At 75.0% G+C, this 2,248-nt stretch carries 1 protein-coding gene; it reads right to left on the bottom strand.

Annotated features, from left to right (window positions below; translation table 11 throughout):
• A partial coding sequence (locus AB0B63_RS32425) for a polyketide synthase dehydratase domain-containing protein (RefSeq protein WP_357025856.1) occupies nt 1-2,248 on the bottom strand: 2,248 nt, incomplete at both ends.

The raw sequence follows: 2,248 nt of genomic DNA, 5'->3' as shown, positions 1-2,248 counted from the left end.
TGAGGAGGAGGTGGTGGTGGGGGTGGGTGGTGGCGAGGTGTCGTGCGGTGTGGGTGGCGAGGGCGCCGGTGGCGCCGGTGATGAGGATGGTGCCCCGGGTGGGTCTGGGGGCGGGCACCGTGACGGCCAGTTTGCCGGTGTGCCGGCCGAGGCTGAGGTGCCGCAGCACGTCGGGAAGGTCGCTGGCGGGCCAGACGGCCACCGGCAGGGCGGGCAGGGCGTCGGTGGTGAGCAGGTGGGTGAGGGTGGTGAGGAGTTGGTGGATGCGGGTGGGTCCGGCGTCGAGGAGGTCGTAGGGCTGGTAGGTGAGGTGGGGGTGGGTGGTGGTGACGGTGTGCGGGTCGCGGATGTCGGTCTTGCCGATCTCCAGGAAGGTGCCCCCCTCGGCCAGCAGCGCCAGTCCCGCGTCGATGTGCGCCTGGGTCAGGCTGTTGAGCACGACGTCGACCCCCTGCGGGGCCACCGCCGCGATCCCCTCCCGGTACACGGTGGTCCGGGAGTCGTGGATGTGGGAGTCGGGCACACCGAGCGCGCTGAGGGTGGGTTGCTTGCCGATGCTGGCCGTGGTGTGCACGGTGGCCCCGAGGTGCCGGGCGTAGTGCAGGGCGGCCATCCCGACCCCGCCGGTGGCGGTGTGGATCAGGACGGACTGCCCGGCCCGCAGGCCGGCGAGGTCGCCGAGGCCGTACATGGCGGTGAGGTAGGCGATCGGCAGCACCGCGGCCTGGCTGTCGCTGAGGTGGTCGGGGGTACGGGTGAGCAGGTGGTGGTCGCAGACCGCGAGCGGGCCGGTGCCCTCGGAGAAGAGGCCCATCACCCGGTCGCCCGGGTCGAGTCCGGTCACGCCGGGACCGGTCTCCACGACCACGCCCGCGCCCTCGCTGCCCAGTGGCGCCTCACCGGGGTAGCTGCCCAGCGCGATGAGCACGTCGCGGAAGTTCAGGCCGGTGGCGTGGGTGCGTACCCGCACCTCGCCGTCGCGTAGCGGGCGCAGCGCCTCGGGTGCCGGGACCATGGCGACGTTGGCCAGGGTGCCGGCGGAGGTGGTGCCGAACCGCCAGTTCTCGTCCGGGGGCGTGAGCCGCGCCGGGTCGTCGGCGCAGCGGACCAGCCGGTCGACGTACGCCACGCCGAAGCGCACCGCGAGGTGCGGTTCGGCGGCTGCGAGCGCGGCGGCCAGCACCGACGGGTCGGTCGGGCGGCCGTCCAGGTCGAGCAGCACGAACCGGTCGGGGTGTTCGGCCTGCGCGGAGCGGGTGAGGCCCCAGCACGCGGCGGCGGCCAGGTCGGCGATCTGGTCGGCGAGGTGCGCGGCGACCCCACCTTCGGTGGTGACCACCAGTCGGGTGCCGGCCAACCGTTCCTCGGCGAGCCACTGCTGGAGGCTGTGCAGCAGCGCCTCGGTCAGCTCGTGTGCGGCGGCGACCGGGGCGTCGGTGGTGGCGGTCGGGGCGTCGGCGGGCGTCTCGTCCGGGCGTGGGGTGCGGCAGGGCAGGAAGACCACGTCGGGCAGCTCACCGGCGAGCAGGGCGGCGAGGTCCGGCACCTGGCGCAGGCCGGGCAGCGCGCCGTGCAGCGCCGGTCCGGGCGTACCGAGGACGGCCCAGCCCGCCGGGTCGGCCGGCGGTGCGGCGTCCGCGCGCAGTTCCTGCCAGTCGAGGCGGTGCAGCAGCTCGGTGCCGGGCGCGGCGGCGACGGGCAGCGTGGCGGGGTCCAGGTCGCGCAGGTCGAGGCGGTCGATGGAGAGCACGGGGTGCCCGGCCGGATCCGCCAGCAGCACCCGGTACGCACCGTCGCCGAGCGCGGTGAGCCGGGCCCGCACCGACGTGGCCAGGTTGGCGTGCACGGCGACGCCGGAGAAGCTGTACGGCACCCGGGGCGCGGTGCCGAGGTCGTCGACGGCCACGGCGATCAGCGCGTGCAGGGCCGCGTCGGCGAGCGCCGGGTGCACGGCGTGACCGTCGGGGCGCAGGTCGTCGGGCAGCTCGACCTCGGCGTAGACGTCGGAACCGGCACGCCAGGCACGGCGCAGGTTCTGGAACGAGGGCCCGTAGTGGTAGCCCTTCGCGGCGAGCAGCGGGTAGAGCGCGTCGATGTCGACCGGTTCACCGGCCGGGGGCCAGACGCCGATCTCTGCCGGGACGGTGGGCTCGTCGGGGCTGAGTGTGGCGGTGGCGTGGGTGGTCCAGGTGGTGGTGGTGCGGGTGTGGATGGTGAGGGTTTGGTGGCCGGTGGGGGTGGGGGTGGT

It is taken from the genome of Micromonospora sp. NPDC049081, assembly GCF_040648835.1.
Classification (GTDB): Bacteria; Actinomycetota; Actinomycetes; order Mycobacteriales; family Micromonosporaceae; genus Micromonospora; species Micromonospora antibiotica.
This window is presented reverse-complemented; position numbering and strand designations above follow the sequence as displayed.